This window comes from Candidatus Leptovillus gracilis, assembly GCA_016716065.1.
Classification (GTDB): domain Bacteria; phylum Chloroflexota; class Anaerolineae; order Promineifilales; family Promineifilaceae; genus Leptovillus; species Leptovillus gracilis.
The window spans coordinates 466,915-484,517 of record JADJXA010000001.1; the positions used below are offsets into that span (position 1 = coordinate 466,915).

Genomic DNA, 17,603 nt, shown 5'->3' on the forward strand with positions numbered 1-17,603 from the left:
AATTTCTCTACTTCGCAGCATGTCTTAACCATATTTCTTTATCTTGAAGGAGAAGAATCATGCCGATTTCCCTGCCTGCCCGTTTGTCTTGGTTATTGGGTTTGGTCGTTGTCCTGTTGATTGGTCTCGCCTGGCGTCAGGCCGACGTCGCGGCGCAGGCCGGGCCACCACCTACCCCCACCGCCGCCATGGCCGCCATGCTGCGCGATGTCCAGCCAGCACAAACATTAGCCCCCCAGTCCCTAACCCCCTGCGTCAGTGGTTTCGCCGGGATTTATCCCTGCCAGAACGTGGATTTACTGGCCTTCATGCCCCTGGCCAGCATCGGCGGCGGCAGCGGCAACGACATCTGGGGCTGGACCGATCCGGTCGGTGGTAAAGAATATGCCCTGATGGGACGCACCAACGGTACCGCTTTTGTAGACATCAGCGATCCGGAGAACCCGCTTTACTTGGGCAATTTGCCTACCCACACCGCCACTTCCATCTGGCGCGACATCAAGGTATACGCCAACCATGCGTTCATTGTCAGCGAAGCCAGCGGCCACGGAATGCAGGTGTTTGACCTGACGCAGCTGCGTAACGTGCCCATAACACCGGCAACTTTTAGCAGCACGGCTCATTACGGCAGCTTTGGCAACGCCCACAACATTGTCATCAACGAGGATACCGGCTTTGCCTACGCCGTTGGTACAAGCACCTGCAGCGGCGGGCTGCACATGGTCAACATCCAAAACCCCATCAGCCCCACCTTCGCCGGCTGTTTTAGCAGCGATGGTTACACTCACGACGCCCACTGCCTGGTTTACAGCGGGCCAGACGCGCAGCATCAGGGCAAAGAGATTTGCTTCAACTCTAATGAAGACACGCTGACTATTGTGGACGTGACCAACAAAGTCGCGCCAGCGCAGTTGTCGCGCACCGGTTACGCCGGTTCGGCCTACACCCACCAGGGCTGGGTAGACCCCACGCACACCTACTATCTGCAAGATGATGAACTGGACGAATCTAATTGGGGGCACAATACGCGCACCTATGTCTGGGACATCAGCAATTTAGACGCGCCGGTGCTGTTAGGCAATTACACCTCTTCGACCCCGGCCATAGACCATAATCTGTATATCACAGGAAATCTCGTCTACCAATCGAATTACCGCGCCGGTCTCCGTATTTTGCAGGTGAATAATTATGCCACCAGCAATCTGGAAGAAGTGGGGTATTTTGACATCTATCCGGCCAATAATAACGCCAACTTTAACGGCAGTTGGAGCAATTATCCTTACTTCGCCAGCGGCGTGGTGGTGGTTAGCGGCATTGAGCAAGGATTGTTTATCTTGCAGCCGCAGTTGGGCGACCCGACTTATGGCGTGGCGCTGTCGCCAGACGACACGGCCGTTGCCCAACCTGGCGCAACCGTCACCTACACGGTCCAAATCACCAACACCGGCTCAGTCGCCGACACCTTTAACCTGGCCGTGACCAGCAGTTGGCCGACAGAGTTGTCCACCCTCGCCATCGCTCTGGATAGTGGTCAGAGCAGTTCGTTTACTGCTACAGTGCAGGTTCCGCTCGACGCCGCCGCCGGGGACAGCGATGCAGCCGTGGTCACGGCCGTTTCCCAGGCCGACGGCAGTGTCAGCGAGGCCACCCAACTCACCACCTCAGCGGCGGCCCTGTACGGCGCAGCCATCGCCGGTCCCGCCAGTGGCAGCGCCCTACCCGGCACGGCCATCACCTACACGCTGCGCCTGACCAATACGGGTAACATCACCGACACCTTTAGCCTGACGGCCGACGCAGACTGGTTAACGGCCGTCGCCCCCACCACCGCCACCTTAGCGGCCAATACCGCGACAGACGTTTTACTGACAGTCCACGTACCGCTTACGGCCACCCTGGGACTGACGGATACGGCCGTTTTCCAGGCCACCTCCACCCAGGAACCCGCTGCCACTGCCGACTGGAGCATCACGACAACGGCCGTGCCCTACACACTCTTCCTGCCCATCATCGGCAACAACTTTGAGACTGCGCACGAAATCGCCTGCGTAGACGGTATGGCCGGCGACTATCCATGCAAAAACGCCAACTACCTTTCTTTCCTTTCCCTGGCTGACCTGGGGGCCACCAGCGGCCAAAAGGCGGCCAATCTGTGGGGTTGGACCGACCCGCAGGACAACAATGAATACGTCCTCCTGGGTCTGACAGACAAACTGGCCTTCATCAATACCACCAACCCGCTCAGCCCGGTCATCGTCGGCTTTTTGCCCAACCAGACCAACACCAATCCAGTTGCCTACCGCGACGTAAAAGTCTACCAGCATTACGCCTTTGTCATCGCCGACGAAAACAGCCAGCACGGCCTGCAAGTCTTCGACCTGCATCATTTGCGCGGCGTCGCCGGTGCGCCGGTGACATTCAGCGCCGACGCCACTTACAACGCCTTTGGCAACGCCCACAACTTCTTCATCCACGAGGCCACCGGCTATGCCTACATTGTGCGCAACACCGCGCCGGTGCTGTGCAGCAGCGCCGTCTATATTCTGAACGTGCAAGACCCGCTCAACCCCACGTTTGTCAACTGCTACGATGAGGGCGGGGCCGCTTCAGACGTGATGTGCGTTTTGTACAATGGGCCGGATGTAGATTATCACGGCCGTGAACTCTGCCTGGTCGCCAGCGACGACGAAATTCTGGTGGCCGACATGACCGACAAAAACACCCCAACCACCCTGGCGACCCTCACTTACCCCGCCGTCCACCGCGCCCACCTGGCCTGGTTCACCGAGGACCATCGCTATTTCCTCTCCTCCGACATGGAAGACGAGATGATGATGGGCTTCAATACGCGCATCTTCGTCTGGGACTTTACCCAGGTAGACGCGCCGGTGTTGCAGAGCATCTACGTCGGCCCCACGCCCGCCAGCGACCACAATGTCTGGGTGAAGGGAGAGTATGCCTACGTCGGCAATTTCCGCGCCGGGGTACGCATTCTTGGCTTGCAAGACATCGCCAACACCACCATGAACAATGTCACCATCACCGAAGCAGCTTACTTCGACACCTACCCGGCCAACGACAATACCGGCCACATGGGCGGCGTTTGGGCTGTCTACCCGTTTTTTGCCAGCGGCGTTACGGCCGTTAGCGACCGGGAGACAGGACTGTATCTGGTACGGCCGGTATTGCCCTGATGATTGCGGATCGCCGATTGCGCAATGGATAGGCTAAGGGCGTGGGCTGGCGTAGGGTTTCTGGCGGGACTGCTGCTGACAATGGTTGTCGGGGCGACGGCCGTCCCACCCGCCGACCCTATCCTCTATGGTACCTACCTGGGCGCGGAAGCTGCCGAATATGGCCGGGCCATCGCCACCGACCCGGCCGGCAACCTCTATGTGGCCGGGGAGACGCAATCTGTTACCTTTCCGACCACCCGCGCATCCTGGCTGCACGGCATAGACGTTTATGTGGCAAAATTCAACGCCACCAGCGGCGCCGCCGATTACATCCTTTGGTTTAACGCCCTCACCCTGTTTGCCGAAGATTACGCCTATGGCCTGGCCGTCGGCCCGGATGGCAGCGCCTACGTGGTCGGCGATACCCGCTCCGACGACTTTTGCGCCTTGTTTGGCGACACCCCCGGTTTTGATACCACCTACAACGGCGGCGGCGACGCCTTTGTCCTCAAAGTCAAGCCAGATGGCAGCGGGTTGGATTACTGCACCTTCATCGGCGGCAGCGAAGCGGACGTGGCCCGCGCCATCGCCTTACACGCCGACGGCCGTGTCACGATCACCGGCGGTACCTGGTCAGACACCGATTTCCCGTTAACGCCCGATGCCTACGACGCCAGCCACAATGGGCTGCGCGACGCCTTTGTCCTCCAATTAGATGCCACCGGCACGGAATTGCTGTACGCCACCTACCTGGGCGGCAGTGGGCAGGAAGAGGGGGTGTCTGTGGCGGTGACCGGCGACGGGGAAACGGCCGTGACCGGCTGGACCTTTTCGTCCGATTTCCCCACCACCCCCCAGGCTTACGACGCCAGCCACAACGGCAGCGCCGATATGTTCGTCGTCCGGCTGGACGCCGCCGGCGCAGAACTGCTGGCGGCCACCTATTTGGGCGCGGAACTGGATGATCGGCCCATCGGCATCGCCGTAGACGCCGTCGGGCAGATGGTCGTGGCTGGCTACACCTATTCGCCCAATTTCCCCACCACGCCGGGCGCATGGGACCGGCAGCATGATGGCGCAGTAGACGCCACCCTGACCAGCCTAAGCCCCGCTGGCGCCCGTCTGGTCGCCAGCACCTTTTTGGGCGGGGCGGCGGAAGATTGGGCCGGCGGGTTGGTTCTGGACGATAACGGCCGTATTTCCCTGACAGGCCGCACATGGTCGGAAGATTTTCCCACCACGCCAGATGCGCTCAGCAAAGCGCTCAACGGCGGGCGTGATGGTTTTGTCGCCCAACTCAGCCAGGACGGCGGGCGGCTGCTCTACGCTTCTTACATTGGCGGCAGCGATTGGGACGACAGTCTGGCTGTCACCGGCGGCGATGGGTGGCTGGCCCTTAGCGGCGCTACGCGCTCCGCCGATTTTCCCGTCACCGCCAACGCCCACGACACGGCCGTTAACGGCGATTACGACATCTTCGTGCTGCAACTGGCAACACCCCCACCCGCAGACCACACCCTGTTTTTACCGGCGGTCCTCAGACAGTAATCGTTTGAATGACCAGTTTTCCGTCGGCATTACCTCTGGAAAACACGCCGCGAACACTGAACACTGGACACTGACTTATGAATACTGCTCTACTCCAAACGGTACTGGAAAGGGAACAGGGCCACCGGCAGCAGCTTCACGTGCTGTTTGGCGAAGGGAATGCCAATAATGGTGATGGTCAGAATCAACGCGCTCACCAGGTGGGCGATGGCGATCTCCCAGCCAAATAAGATGATCCAGATGATGTCGAACGCCAGACTGAGACAGCCGCCGGAGCGTTCAGTCTGCATCACTTCTTTGCCAAATGGGGCAAAAGTCGCCACGCCTAACCGGATGGATTGAATGCCGAATGGAATGCCCACAATGGTGAGGCACAGCAGCAAACCGGCCAGAATGTAACCGGCGCCGGCCAAAAAGCCGCCAAAAATTAGCCAGATAATATTGCCTATAAGACTCATGTTGTATCTTCCTTGTTTAGATGGTTTGTTTGTTGGTTGGTTGGTTAGCGGAGGTGTGGGCGAACCAACCAACCCATCCGACGAACCAACCGTCTGACTTTCTGCACCTATTACGCGCTCGGAGGGCGGGAGTTGCAGGCCAGACGGCCGTTTCACCCTCTCCTCTTAACCGACGCTCATCAACCCCCATTATAACCTAACCTGAACAAAACAAGCCGCCCTCAAATTGGCTGTTATAATTTGCCGACAATCAACTACTGCGTCGCTGCGCCGCTGCGTTGACATAACCCAACACGAGGAGATGCCATGACTGACTTGAACCAGGCTGCCAACGGCCGTAGCCGCATCACCGCCGCTTTTGCCCAGGCCCAACACACCCAATCCGCCGCCCTGATGCCTTACTACACCCTGGGCTACCCCGACCGTCAGACCGCGCTGAATGTGGTGGCGGCCATCGCACCATACAGCGATTTGCTGGAATTAGGCGTGCCTTTCAGCGACCCCCTGGCCGATGGCCCGACCATCCAACACAGCACCCAGGTTGCTCTGGAAAACGGAACCACCGTCGCCGACTGCCTGGCAGTGCTGCGCGAACTACGGCAGCGCGGCGTGCAGACACCGGTGATGTTGATGGGCTACTACAACCCCATCCTGGCCTACGGCATCACCAACTACGCCCGTGACGCCGCCGCCGCCGGGGCCGATGCCTTCATCGTGCCCGATTTACCGCCTGAAGAAGCCGGCGAGTTGGAACAGGCGGCGGCGCAAGTCGGCATGGCGCTCATCCACTTTTTGGCGCCTACCAGCAGCCAGGCGCGCATCGCTAATGTGACCGCACGGGCGCAAGGCTTTATTTATCTGTTGAGTTTGACGGGGGTGACAGGGGCGCGCACGGCCGTACAGACTGATTTAGCCGCTTTTGTAACCCGTGTACGCCAACAAGCCAATGTGCCGCTGGCAGTGGGTTTTGGCATCAGCACACCGCAGCAGGCGGCGCAAATTGGCGCCCTGGCCGATGGCGTCATCGTCGGCAGCGCCCTCATCAACGCCGTAGACCGGGCCGACGACAACAAACCAGACGCGGCGGCCGCTTTTGTGCAGGCGCTGCGAGCAGGCTTAACAAAAAGTTGAGAAACTCGTGAAAAATAGATTATAATTGCCGGAATACAATTCCCAATCAGTTGGCAATGTTCAAGGAGATTTCGTGCGTGTGGCCTGACCCATCACCACGAATAAATAGCAAGAGCGCGAGCGCCAGAAAGAAGTCGTGACACTTTTACTCTAGTATCCGTAGGCCGAAGTCCGTATCCCGTTATCCGATGACATTTTCCAGAGCTAGCGCCCTACGGATTACCGATGACGGATAACGGATTACCACTTACGGGTACTCGCTTTAGCCAATATCCACAGGACAAACAGGAGATCAAACCCATGTTCGGCAAAAAACAACCAGAAACCCCTGAAAACGAAACCGTTAACACCAGTGTGGATACCATGCCTCAACCCGATCCCGTCCCAAGCAGCGCCGCCGAAGAACCGGAGTACCTTTTCTCGCCCCCGATATTGCCGACACATGCACCAGTCGCGCCTGAACCAATTGATTCTGCCAGCGCCCCGTTGTCTGATAGCGGTGCTATCGGCTCAGAGCTAACCCGTCTGCGCGACATCCTATTCGGCGAACAATCACGATCCACCGAAAAACGCCTATCAGATCTGGAACTGCGTCTTGAAGCCGTGCGCCAGGAACTTGGCGACCTTATCAGCCACAGGGTGGACAACCTGGACAAGATGGCCGGCAATCAATTGACCTCTACGCGCGCCGATTTTATTGAACGGCTGAACATGGGCATGGAAACGCAAAACCAGAATTTGCGCGCCGCGCGCCAACAGCTAACCGATCAGCTCGAACAACAAAACACAGACCTGACAACCCAAATTCGCGCCACGCAGCGCGAGCTGGCGACGCGCCTGGAAACACAGCAATCGGAACAATCGCTGCAACTGCGCGAAGTGCAAAAGGAACTGACTCGACGGCTGGATGACCTGACGGCCGATTTCATGTCCCAACTGCGCCAGATACACAAAGAACTCAGTGATCGCCTGGACAAACTAGGAGAATTCCAATCAGAACAAACGCGCACCCTTCAGGTAGAAAGTAAAAAACGGGACGATGATCTGCGCGTCGAGTTGATGACATTGGCAAACCTGCTAGACACCAAAAAAGTCTCGCGGACCGACTTGGGACACATTTTAACCGAACTGGGGCAGCGTATGCGCAGCGGCGCAGACTAAGCAAATGCTTCTGGTGGCAGCCTAAGGCTGCCACCAGTCAACCATCGCCAGACAATTCACTCATCACACCTCATGAACACGGCGAGACCTCAATTGGAGCCATCAGAACCAGAGCAGCCGCTCACAAAAAACAACGATCCATTATTGTCGTCTGTGCAGGCCATTCTGTTGGCGGAAGAACGCCAGCGCATATGGCGTTGCAGCAGCAGCTAGAAGGCTATCACAACCAGACGCGCAGCCGTATCCACGACCTGCAAGCCCAAACAGAGTCACTGGAAACACAGCTTCTCGCAGCGCAAAAGGAACTGCGCGAAGCCGAACAACGCGCCAGAGATTTGGAGGTAGCGGTAGACCTGCTGCGGCGCAAAGCCCAGGCCGATTCTGAAGGGCTAATGGAGCGGTTGACGCCTGTGTTTGGCGATCTGGTCGGTCGCCAGGTTCGTGAAAGCCGGAGTGAAATGGCCGAAGCGCTGGGGCCGGTGATGGGCGAGGGCGATTCGGGTGCAGATTCGGGATTCACGCGAAGAGATGGTCGAAGCGCTGTCGCCGGTGATTATGCGGACGGTGCAAACGGACTTCCGATTTCTTCCAGCATTCCGCGGCAAATTGACGCCGCCAAGGGGTTGGGTTCCGGGGCGGTCCCGGGGCTTCTGCGAGGGCGGCTGCGGGGCGGGGGGGGCCCGGCCGCCCCCCGGGGGGGGTTTCCCAACCCACCCGACCGGGGGGGGCGCCTCCTTTCCCCTCCGGAATGTTTTTCAATAACCACGCCCTCTTGCTTTTTGCCCATATTTCTGGCGCAGAAATAACCGATTCGGATCTGATCATGGATTGCAGGCCGTGCGCGATTTTGTCCACGACGGGCGCATAAAGAACTTAGGGAGGAAACCAACGACATTATTTTTTAGGTTAAACTTTCGAAGAATCATCACAAACCCGAAAGGATCGCCTAGAACAATGTCAAACTATACGTGAAGCGGAACCAGAATGCCAAAAAATAGTTGATGAGATGGGCGTTGCAGCCACGCCTCTCCTTAATGATCCTGCTCGCCTGGCAATTAGGCATTCTGGCAGTAAGTCTGGTGGAAGAAACCTTGAATAGCAGACCCCAACCCCCAACCAAAGGGGGGTGTCAAATATGTGGCCGGAAGTTGCAGAGCAAAGGCTTGCCCCCCGGGGAAGTCAAGAGCATCATTGGTCTCAGCCCGCTGGCAGCGCCGGACAGGACGCAGCCTTGGTCCATTGATCAGGTAGCGCCATTGGATGAGGCGCTGGGATTAAAGCCCCCAATCAAAAAAGCGATGATGGTTTGCGGCGGATAGCTTGCTTGACAGCCATCCTTGCTTGCCCGAAACCGCAGCCATGTTGTTAAAAGAATTGAGCCAGGTCATCGTACGCCGCAAAGTATCGGTGGTTGATGACGGAGAAGAGATGATATGAGGAACCATTTGGTGGCCGAGTTGGCGGCGTTGAAACTGGGGAATGAGCCAGAGGCGGAAGCGTTGACGCGACCCTTGCCGCAGAAACTCTCCTGATGGGCGCTGACGGGGTGATGGTTCCCTTTCGCCCCAAGGCCAAGCAGCGGCGGGCAAAACGGTATGAAAGCGAAATCAGGTCGCCATCTTTGCCCGTTTAAACCAACATATCACCCGCGGGCCCAGACGCGATGAACCGCTTGCATCCCACCACCGCGTGACGGCTGGTGCCAGGTGATGGACGACTTATCCGAGCGGATGTGCTGGCTGGAAGCGCGCAAACAAGACATCAAGGAGCGCCCCGCGTTGTCTGGTTAAGCGATGGCGGGCGGGAGCTTTTTGCCGGTGATTTGCCGAACGTGCAAGCGCCTCACAGGCCACGTTTACGCGATTTCTTCCGCCCAGAATTTCAGCGATGCAAATTGACGCGCCAAAGATAAAGTTCCGGTCTCGTGGCGACATGGTCCCAGCTTCCTGCGGGGCATCTGGGGGCGGCTGCGGGGTGTTTCTCCGGCCGACCTGACGGTGCGCGACGCGCTTCCCTTTACCATTCGGGAAATGTTCATCATCCAACAAGGCTCTGGCTTGCTGTTGGCCCAGGCCCATATTTCTGGCGCAGAAATAACCGATTCGGATCTGATCAGCGGCATGTTAACGGCCGTGCGCGATTTTGTCCACGACTCTTTCAGCCCGGTCAACAGCGGTGGCGAAGAACTAAGCGAAATCCAATACGGTCAGATGCGCATCCTCATCCAAAGTGGACGTCTCGCTTATGTCGCTGTTGTCATAGATGGCGTCGAGCCACCTGGATTCCGCGCCCAACTGCGCCAGTTGGTAAACGACTTAAACGTACAGTACGCCAGACAGTTAAACGCCTACGCTGGCGACCCTGACGAATTACCTCAGTTAGCACCACATTTACAGCAGTTTTCAACGATTAGCCAGGCAGAAAAGGCGCCAACTGCTTTCACTTCCGCGCAAAAATGGTTCCTCCTGCTCAGCGGCATCGTTGGCCTACTCTTTCTTGGATTCTCGTGCTTCTATTTGCAGTTTACCATCGCGCTCTATCCCATTGCCTTTCCGTCGCCCACCGCCACCCAAACGCAGACACCAACTAACACGCCCACAGCCTCCCACACGCCCACCACCACCCCCACGTACACCCCAACAACAACCGCCACGCCGACGGATACGTCCACGCCGACGGCTACGCCCACCGCCACCAACACGGCCACACCCACCAACACACCCACCACAACGATGACCCCGACCAACACCCCGACGGCTACCACAACCGGCACGGCGACCCACACGCCAACGCCACCGGCCGCCGAATCTATCAGCCCTATTTGGGTGCGGGCAGGCCCCAGCCTGGATGCAGAGCGTATTGTGGCATTAGAATTTGAAACGCCGATGATCTTGATTTCTGTTTCAGGCCCCTGGGCTGAGGTACAATGGGTATCAAACTTACCCTGGCTGCCTGGCACACAACGCGGCTGGGTTCCATATAGCTGGATTGCGTTAAGGGGAGATGTGGTTCCGGTAACGGCTACTTATACCCCCACACCACAAAGATAATATGGAATGAAAATTACATAACATACGGAAGATTGGACAAATCTCAGAAGATTTGTCCAATCTAATTCAATCGTCTCTGCGATTTTCTCTGGGGAACCATGGCGAATAGATCATGAAAGTTTTGCAAAAAAAGGTATGTTTATTGGGGGATTTTGCCGTGGGCAAAACAAGTCTGGTGCGCCAATTTGTGGAAGGTCGTTTTGATGACCGCTATTTGAGTACCATCGGCGTTAAGGTCTCGCGCAAAACGCTGCTGCGCCCAGATTTCCAACTGAATTTGCTTATCTGGGACCTGGTCGGTGGCAATGAGCTTTCCTATTCGGAGGCAAGTTACATGGTGGCTGCGGCCGGCGCCCTGATCGTCTGCGATTTAACCAGAGCCAACACGCTGGACGCCCTGACACGTTATGCCAATCAGGTGCGGACTATCAATCCGAATGTTAGCCTGGTTTTTTTAGGCAACAAAGTGGACCTGATCGAACAACGGGCCATTACAGAGGAACAGTTAACGGCCGTAACCAGCGACCTCAGAGCCAGTTATTTTCTCACCAGCGCTAAAACCGGCGAAAACGTTGAAGCCGCCTTTACCCAACTTGCGCGCCTTGTCGAAGCAGGCTAACCGCCTGGTAAAGCCTTGTTGATTGCCAAAGGAGAAGTTCATGACTGTGCCGCCCATCAATCTCAGCTCTATTATGCTGGCCGCGCAGGTGACCAAAGTGCTCAACGTGATTCACCGCGTGGCTTATGCACTCCTTTCGCCGGAACGTCGGCTGGTTTATGCCTCCCCAAATTTCGAGACAGTAGTAAGCGCGCCAGACCAGCAGCTTACAAACCAGCTCATTGAAGACGTGATGTGGGAGTTTGTCGGGGCTGAAGACAGTCTCGCAGCCATTTTCGCGGGACGCTTGCCTTTCCTGGCTTTTGAACGTGTCAATCGGGTGATGCCAGACGGCCGTATCCTTTACCTGGACATCAATGTCACCCGCGTCAACAGCCTGGAACTCGCTCCCGGACTCCTGGTTATCGTCGAAGACGTAACCGATCAGGCGCAAATGGAACAACGCCTGGTTCAAAACCGAAACGAACTGTATCTAATCAAAGAGCAGCTTTCCCAGGCTAACCTGGAACTGCACCAGCTAAACCAATTGAAGTCCTTGTTTTTGTCTATGGCGGCGCATGACTTGCGCACACCACTCACCGCCATCCACGCCTGCAGCGATTTAATTTTACGCCTGCTGCCGGAAAACGCCCCCGCTAATTTATTCAGGTACACCAACATTATCGAAAAGCAAGCTGTGCGCATGGATTTGCTGATTAACGACTTTTTAGACCTGCACTTGTTGGAACAGGGTAAATTACACCTGAGGTTGCGGCCGGTGAACCTGAACGTTGTGGTCGCCCAGGTGGTCAATATGTTGGCCTATCAGGCCGAAAAGCGCCAGCACACCCTGGTTTTAAACACCGCTCCCGACGACATTGTGCTGGCGTTGGACGAAAATCGGCTGCAACAAATCCTGTACAACCTCGTCAGCAATGCCATCAAATACACCCCAACCGAAGGGACCATCACCATCAGCACGTGGACAGAAGAAGAAACGGCCGTCATTCAAATAGCCGATAACGGACAGGGCATGACAGAAGAACAGCAGGCCTCGGCCTTTAAGCTCTACTACCGCGCCGACAATGCCGATAATATGGCGCCTACCGGCTGGGGACTTGGCCTTTACATTGTCAAGATGCTTACCGAAGCGCATGGCGGCCAGGTTTCCCTGACCAGTCAGCCGGATGAGGGCAGCACGTTCTGCGTTTCCTTGCCAATGCGCGTCGGCAACGCATCAAACGACGAAGCCTGATCACAAAGACCGACCGTTTCCAATCGTTAATCGTCAATCGCCAATCGCGGATTGGCCCAATAGGCGGTGTGGGGGGAGGACACGGCCGTTTCCAACCTTACCACCACCGATTCCCCCCCATACCCGGCCAGCGAGGCCATCACCTCGGCCCACCCCTGCTCCGGCGAGAACAGACCCTCGGCCAGCGTCACCACCTCCGCATTGGCGCGGATGAGGCGGACGCGGAACGGGGTTGCGCCGGGAGCGTCGCTGCGAAACGCCAGGCGCAAATCGCTGCCGGCCGGGACCTGCGGCACAACATACATCACCGACAGCCAGCCCGCTGTTTCCGCCACGGGCGCAACTTTTACCGTAAAGCGGCGCTCGCCGCCCGCTTCGACAATGGCAAAACTCGTCTCCGCCGCTGCCGTCGCCAGGTCTACTACCTGCCCGGCCTCATCCACCACATCCAGACGCGGCGTATTACTCCAGAGGAAAATGGTTTCATCGCTTAACTGCAATTCAGGCATCAGGTTAAACACCCGGCCGGCCTCATAATCGAACACGTAAAAATCGCGGGTAGCCCGACCATGAAGCTGCAACTGCGCAAAACTACCGACCGGCTGGGGCAGACGCGCCGACAGATCGTACCAGACCTCGGTGACGGCGCGGAAAAATTGGGGGGTGATGGGGAAGCGGTTGGCAAAGACGTGGGTCTGGGGGCCAACGGCCGGTAAGATAGCTTTTAGCTGCTGTTCGGCGGCCGCGTCGCGTTCAGCCCGCCCCAGCCAGGCCTGCTGCGTCTTGCGGATGGCGCTGATGTGCGCCAGCAAAATCACGCCCATCACCACGGCAATTGCCAACCCCAGGCGCGACACGCGCCACTTGCCCAGGCGCAGTTTGGCCGGGCTGGCCGCCAACAGCAGGTCAAACGTCGCGCCGACGGCCCAGGCGAAGCCAATGACCCCATTGTAAAAATGGCGTCCGGCAAAAAGATTGGGCTTTTGCGCCCACAAGGCGGCGTAAATGAGCGCCAGATGGAGCAGCAGCCACAGCAGCCCTAAGCGCACAACCCGGTTGCCCGCCCAGGCCCAGGCGCCCAACAGCAGCAAGATGCCCAGGCTAAAAAGCAGGCTGTTGGCCATGATGTTGCTTTCCCAGGGGAACTGCATGGTGTAGGTAACGGCCGTATCGCTGATAAACCGGCTGATTTGCGCCGGCGACAACAAAGCCAGCCACTGCGTATCCGCCGTCTGGCTGATGTCTATGGTCAGGTTGGGGCGGGTGAACTGGATGATGACCACGACGGCCGTTAAGCCGACCATCAGCGCCAGGGTGGCCAGGTGAAGGGGTGGCTGGGTGATGGAATGACGGGATGGGCGAGGTTGATTGGGGGCAAAATAGGCGACAAACAGGAAGAAGATGGGCAGCAGGATAGCTTCCTCATGGCTGAACAGCGCCAGCAAGAAAAAAAGAAAAGTCAGCGCCAGGTGACGTGATCGAGAGCGGTGCAGGTACTCCAGGTAAAAGCTGAGACTGAGCAGGGAAAACACGGCCGTCATCACAATCGCCACGCTGCTAACCCAGGCCACCACGTCCACATAATGGCCGTGAATGGCAAACAGAGCGGTGGCGCAGGCGGCGGCAAACGGCCGTATGCCCCACTGCCGCGCCGTCCGGTACACCAGCGCCGTCGCCAGGGCGTGCCACAACACCATCTGCCAGTAAAACGCCGCCGGATTCAGGCCAAACAGCAACCGATTGGCTAGAAACCACACATTTTGCAGCGGACGGTAATACCAGCCCAGAGTAGTGGGGTTAAAGAGTTGGTAAGCGGTGAACGGCCGCTGCACAAAATCCAAAATATAGCCCAACTGCACATAATCATCGCCCACCCAGGCGCGGGCATACGGTGGAAAATAAACGCCGACCACCGCCAAAATCAGCCCCAGTATAAAAATTTGCGCAAACTGAGAGTTGTTCCGTATCCGCATCATCTGCGGTATTATCCCCAAATGAGTAGTCAATAGCCAATTGACGATTGACGATTGGTCCTGAGCATGCCGAAGGATTGACGATTGGTCCTGAGCTTGCCGAAGGATTGACCATTAGCCTTTGACGATTGACGGAGGTTCCATGCCCAACCGTTTAGCCCAAGAAACAAGCCCTTACCTGCGCCAGCACGCCGACAACCCGGTAGACTGGTATCCCTGGGGCGCGGAAGCCCTGGCCGCCGCCCAGGAACAAGACAAACCCATTTTGCTCTCCATCGGCTATGCCGCCTGCCATTGGTGCCACGTGATGGCCCACGAATCATTTGAGGATGAAGAGACGGCCGTCTTCATGAACGCCCACTTCATCAATATCAAAGTAGACCGCGAAGAACGCCCCGACCTGGACAGCATTTACATGAACGCCGTCGTCGCCCTCACCGGGCAGGGCGGTTGGCCGATGACGGTGGCCCTGATGCCAGACGGCCGTCCCTTCTTTGGCGGAACCTACTTTCCCCCTACCCCGCGCTACGGTATGCCCAGTTTCCGCCAGGTATTGGCCAGTCTGCACGACGCCTGGCAAACCCGCCGCGCCGACATCGCCCAAAACGCCACCCAGATCAGCCAACACCTCAGCCGCGACATCGCCCTGGACCAAACCGGCGCGCTGCCCGACGAAACCCTCTTTACCGACGCGCTGGGCGGGCTGCTGCGCGCCTTCGATTCTGACCTGGGCGGTTTTGGCCGCGCTCCCAAATTCCCACCCTCCATGAGCCTGGAATTTCTGCTGCGCATGGCCGTGCGGCGTGGCGACGCAATGGCCCGGCACATGGCTGAACACACCCTGCAAAAAATGGCCGGCGGCGGCATGTACGATCAGCTTGGCGGTGGCTTCGCCCGCTACGCCACCGACGCCAAATGGCTGGTCCCCCACTTCGAGAAAATGCTCTACGACAACGCCCTGTTGGCCCGCGTTTACCTGCACGCCTATCAGGTGACGGGCAAGCCGCTCTACCGGCGCATCGCCGAGGAGACGCTGGACTTTGCCCAGCGCGAACTGCGCCACGAATCCGGCGGCTTTTACAGCAGCTACGACGCCGACAGCGAAGGTGAAGAAGGCAAATTTTACGTCTGGTCGGCGGCCGAAATCCGCCAGGTGTTGGGCGGCGAGTCGCCGTTGTTCATGCTGGCCTACGACGTGACCGACCAGGGGAATTGGGAAGGCGCCAACATCCTCAACCTGCCCCGCGAACTGGCAGAAGTAGCCGATATGGTCAATCTACCGCTAGAAGTGGTGGCGGCGCGCCTGGCAGCCGCCCGCCAGACGCTTTACGCCGTCCGGGCGCAGCGGGTCTGGCCAGGGCTGGACGACAAGGTATTGACCGCCTGGAACGGCCTGATGCTGGCCGCTTTCGCCGAGGCCGGCCGCATCCTGGACCGTTCAGACTACACGCAAACGGCCGTGCAAAACGCCGAATTTATCTACGACAACCTGCGCGCCGGAAACGGCCGTCTGCTGCGCACCTGGAAAGCCGGGTCAGCCGCCAAATACAACGGCTACCTGGAAGATTACGCCTACCTGGCCGACGGCCTGCTGGCGCTTTACCAGACCACCTTCGACGGCCGTTGGTTCCAATGGGCCAGGCAGTTGGGCGACCTGATATTGGCCCACTTTCAGGACGAGGCCAACAGCGGCTTCTTTGATACGTCCGACGACCATGAGGCGCTGATCCAACGTCCCAAAGATGTGCAAGACAACGCCACACCCAGCGGGGGCGCCATGGCCGCCCAGGTGCTGCTGCGGCTGAGTTTATACACGGGAGACGGCCGTTACTGGGACACAGCCGCCGCCGCCATCGCCCCACTCTACGACGCCCTGGCCCGCTACCCCACCGGCTTCGCCCACTGGCTCTGCGCTGCCGACATGCTCGATGGTGATCCGCAAGAGGTCGCCATCGTCGGCGACCTGACGGCTGGCGATACCCGCGCTTTGCTGCGCGTGGCGCAAGCCGCCTACCGGCCCAACATCATCGTGGCGGCCGGCGCCAGCAGCCCCACCGTGCCGCTGCTGGCGGCGCGGCCGCAGCTAGACGGCCGGGCCACCGCCTATGTCTGCCGCCACTTCATCTGCCAACATCCCGTCACCGACCCGGCAGCCCTCGCGGCCCAATTGGGGTAGGCGGGGTTCAGTATTCAGTTTTCAGTTTTCAGTTTTCAGTATTCAGTGGTCAGTGGTCCGGCCTGAACACTGGTTACTGAACACTGAACACTGGCTGTTGAACACTTTCACTTGTTGCTTCTCCCTGGCTGCCTTACAATTGAGCGGGTAAGAGGAGGCAGTATGGAACCGATTTATCGCAGTGATGGGGCCTGGGTGGCCGTCTATTACCAGGGCAATCTGTTTAACGCCGATGGCGAGTGGTTGGGGTTTGTACAAGGACGCGATGTCTACGACAGTAACGGCGTCTACCTCGGCTTTTTCAGCAACGACCGGCGGCTGCTGCGGCAGCGTCGGCCGCCAGAAAAACCCCGCCTGCAACCACCACCGCGCCCGGAACGGCCGTCTCTCCCCTCCAACGTCCCCTTATCACCCATGCTGCGCGCCCTGCCTTATAGTTATATTGATATGTTTGAAGAATATACCGACCAACTCATGTTCGTGTCGGACACACGCCCAGATATGGATTAGGAAGATTGGACAAATCTTCTGAGATTTGTCCAATCTCAACGTGTAAATTATTCACATCTCGTCCTTATGGAAGCTCGAACCGTTCAACAATCCCGCGTCACCTTAACCCAGTTGATGGGACCAACCGACGCCAATACCCTGGGCAACGTACATGGCGGCCATATCATGAAGCTGTGCGATGAAGCTGGGGGCATGGCGGCCATCCGCCATGCCCGCCGTCCCGTTGTCACCGTCACAGTAGATTCCATGACCTTTTTGTCGCCGGTCCACATCGGCAATTTACTCACCGTGCAGGCCGAAGTAACCTGGGTGGGGCACACATCTATGGAAACCCGCGTGGTGGTAACGGCCGAAAACGTGTTAACCGGCCAGACAACCCATACCAACACCGCCTTTTTTGTCTACGTGGCGCTGGATGAAGACGGCCGTCCCGCCCCCGTGCCACCCATCATCTGCGAAACCGATGAAGAAACCGACCGGCTGCGCCACGCCGAGGAACGGCGGCAGGCCCGCCTGAAACAGCGGCGCTAAATTCGCCCATCCTTCGCCAATCGTCAATCGTCAATC

13 protein-coding genes are annotated in these 17,603 nt (G+C 58.1%); 11 read left to right on the top strand and 2 right to left on the bottom strand.

All coding sequences use genetic code 11. The features are described 5' to 3' along the window. The first annotated feature begins 59 nt into the window (after positions 1 to 59). Positions 60 to 3,194, top strand: a complete 3,135-nt coding sequence (locus IPM39_02060) for a choice-of-anchor B family protein (GenBank protein MBK8984857.1) — start codon at positions 60 to 62, stop codon at positions 3,192 to 3,194. Between the two features lie 24 nt (positions 3,195 to 3,218). Beyond that, a complete protein-coding gene (locus IPM39_02065; protein ID MBK8984858.1) occupies positions 3,219 to 4,724 on the top strand; it encodes an SBBP repeat-containing protein in 1,506 nt (501 codons plus the stop codon). 89 nt (positions 4,725 to 4,813) lie between these two features. Here the strand turns inward: IPM39_02065 and IPM39_02070 are convergent, their stop codons facing one another. Beyond that, positions 4,814 to 5,182 (bottom strand): YccF domain-containing protein, encoded by a 369-nt coding sequence (locus IPM39_02070; protein MBK8984859.1) that lies wholly within the window; start codon positions 5,180 to 5,182, stop codon positions 4,814 to 4,816. Positions 5,183 to 5,488: 306 nt separating this feature from the next. Between IPM39_02070 and IPM39_02075 the strand changes: the two genes are divergently transcribed. The 6 genes from IPM39_02075 (at position 5,489) to IPM39_02100 (ending at position 12,377) form a co-directional block, all read left to right on the top strand. After that, the gene (locus IPM39_02075; protein MBK8984860.1) at positions 5,489 to 6,313 is read left to right on the top strand and encodes a tryptophan synthase subunit alpha; all 825 of its coding nucleotides are present in this window, start codon (positions 5,489 to 5,491) and stop codon (positions 6,311 to 6,313) included. Between the two features lie 300 nt (positions 6,314 to 6,613). Then, entirely contained in the window at positions 6,614 to 7,474 is an 861-nt protein-coding gene (locus IPM39_02080) for a hypothetical protein (GenBank protein MBK8984861.1), read from the top strand. 191 nt (positions 7,475 to 7,665) lie between these two features. Continuing rightward, entirely contained in the window at positions 7,666 to 8,280 is a 615-nt protein-coding gene (locus IPM39_02085; GenBank protein ID MBK8984862.1) for a hypothetical protein, read from the top strand. Positions 8,281 to 9,471: 1,191 nt separating this feature from the next. After that, on the top strand, positions 9,472 to 10,524 hold the full coding sequence (locus IPM39_02090) for an SH3 domain-containing protein (protein MBK8984863.1): 1,053 nt from the start codon (positions 9,472 to 9,474) through the stop codon (positions 10,522 to 10,524). 112 nt (positions 10,525 to 10,636) lie between these two features. Further along, positions 10,637 to 11,143, top strand: coding sequence for a GTP-binding protein (locus IPM39_02095; GenBank protein ID MBK8984864.1), 507 nt, complete (start codon positions 10,637 to 10,639; stop codon positions 11,141 to 11,143). A gap of 40 nt (positions 11,144 to 11,183) precedes the next feature. Continuing rightward, positions 11,184 to 12,377, top strand: a complete 1,194-nt coding sequence (locus IPM39_02100) for a HAMP domain-containing histidine kinase (protein ID MBK8984865.1) — start codon at positions 11,184 to 11,186, stop codon at positions 12,375 to 12,377. A gap of 26 nt (positions 12,378 to 12,403) precedes the next feature. Here IPM39_02100 and IPM39_02105 read toward each other — a convergent pair whose 3' ends face one another. Next, positions 12,404 to 14,353 (bottom strand): hypothetical protein, encoded by a 1,950-nt coding sequence (locus tag IPM39_02105; GenBank protein ID MBK8984866.1) that lies wholly within the window; start codon positions 14,351 to 14,353, stop codon positions 12,404 to 12,406. Between the two features lie 139 nt (positions 14,354 to 14,492). On the opposite strand from IPM39_02105, the gene IPM39_02110 reads away from it, so the two are divergent. The 3 genes from IPM39_02110 to IPM39_02120 all read left to right on the top strand — a co-directional run bounded on the left by IPM39_02110 (position 14,493) and on the right by IPM39_02120 (position 17,567). Next, positions 14,493 to 16,526, top strand: a complete 2,034-nt coding sequence (locus IPM39_02110) for a thioredoxin domain-containing protein (protein ID MBK8984867.1) — start codon at positions 14,493 to 14,495, stop codon at positions 16,524 to 16,526. Between the two features lie 162 nt (positions 16,527 to 16,688). Then, complete coding sequence (locus IPM39_02115) at positions 16,689 to 17,036, top strand: hypothetical protein (GenBank protein MBK8984868.1); 348 nt, start codon at positions 16,689 to 16,691, stop codon at positions 17,034 to 17,036. A 66-nt stretch (positions 17,037 to 17,102) separates the two neighbouring features. After that, positions 17,103 to 17,567, top strand: coding sequence for an acyl-CoA thioesterase (locus tag IPM39_02120; GenBank protein ID MBK8984869.1), 465 nt, complete (start codon positions 17,103 to 17,105; stop codon positions 17,565 to 17,567). Positions 17,568 to 17,603: the final 36 nt, after the last annotated feature.

Excerpts from the sequence above, each read along its gene's own strand:
- IPM39_02060 (MBK8984857.1), top strand. The coding sequence starts at position 60 with ATGCCGATTTCCCTGCCTGCCCGTTTGTCTTGGTTATTGGGTTTGGTC.
- IPM39_02065 (MBK8984858.1), top strand. The coding sequence starts at position 3,219 with ATGGATAGGCTAAGGGCGTGGGCTGGCGTAGGGTTTCTGGCGGGACTG.
- IPM39_02070 (MBK8984859.1), bottom strand. The coding sequence starts at position 5,182 with ATGAGTCTTATAGGCAATATTATCTGGCTAATTTTTGGCGGCTTTTTG.
- IPM39_02075 (MBK8984860.1), top strand. The coding sequence starts at position 5,489 with ATGACTGACTTGAACCAGGCTGCCAACGGCCGTAGCCGCATCACCGCC.
- IPM39_02080 (MBK8984861.1), top strand. The coding sequence starts at position 6,614 with ATGTTCGGCAAAAAACAACCAGAAACCCCTGAAAACGAAACCGTTAAC.
- IPM39_02085 (MBK8984862.1), top strand. The coding sequence starts at position 7,666 with ATGGCGTTGCAGCAGCAGCTAGAAGGCTATCACAACCAGACGCGCAGC.
- IPM39_02095 (MBK8984864.1), top strand. The coding sequence starts at position 10,637 with ATGAAAGTTTTGCAAAAAAAGGTATGTTTATTGGGGGATTTTGCCGTG.
- IPM39_02100 (MBK8984865.1), top strand. The coding sequence starts at position 11,184 with ATGACTGTGCCGCCCATCAATCTCAGCTCTATTATGCTGGCCGCGCAG.
- IPM39_02105 (MBK8984866.1), bottom strand. The coding sequence starts at position 14,353 with ATGATGCGGATACGGAACAACTCTCAGTTTGCGCAAATTTTTATACTG.
- IPM39_02110 (MBK8984867.1), top strand. The coding sequence starts at position 14,493 with ATGCCCAACCGTTTAGCCCAAGAAACAAGCCCTTACCTGCGCCAGCAC.
- IPM39_02115 (MBK8984868.1), top strand. The coding sequence starts at position 16,689 with ATGGAACCGATTTATCGCAGTGATGGGGCCTGGGTGGCCGTCTATTAC.
- IPM39_02120 (MBK8984869.1), top strand. The coding sequence starts at position 17,103 with ATGGAAGCTCGAACCGTTCAACAATCCCGCGTCACCTTAACCCAGTTG.